This is a genomic window from Nocardioides sp. AN3 (assembly GCF_054653495.1).
Genome location: NZ_BAAIGC010000116.1, coordinates 1 through 240, shown reverse-complemented (window position 1 = coordinate 240; position 240 = coordinate 1). Strand labels below are relative to the sequence as shown.

Genomic DNA, 240 nt, shown 5'->3' with positions numbered 1-240 from the left:
CATCAACATCGGCGCCCTGGTTGTCTTCGCGGTCCTCACGATCGCGTTCGTGGCGAACCCGCAGCTGTGGGAGCTGATCGCGGTCACCGTGATCGCGCTGGCGTTGGGCTGGCACCTGGTCGCCTCCATCGGCGGGGGTGACATGCCGGTGGTGGTCTCGATGCTGAACAGCTACTCCGGGTGGGCCGCGGCCGCGTCCGGGTTCCTGCTCAACAACGACCTGCTCATCGTGACCGGCGC

The 240-nt window shown here is 67.5% G+C and carries 1 protein-coding gene; it reads left to right on the top strand.

Going from position 1 to position 240, the window contains the following annotated elements; translation table 11 throughout:
- Positions 1-240 (top strand): NAD(P)(+) transhydrogenase (Re/Si-specific) subunit beta (locus tag ACYQ1K_RS28045; protein WP_459986911.1); only part of this gene is annotated, 240 nt, incomplete at both ends.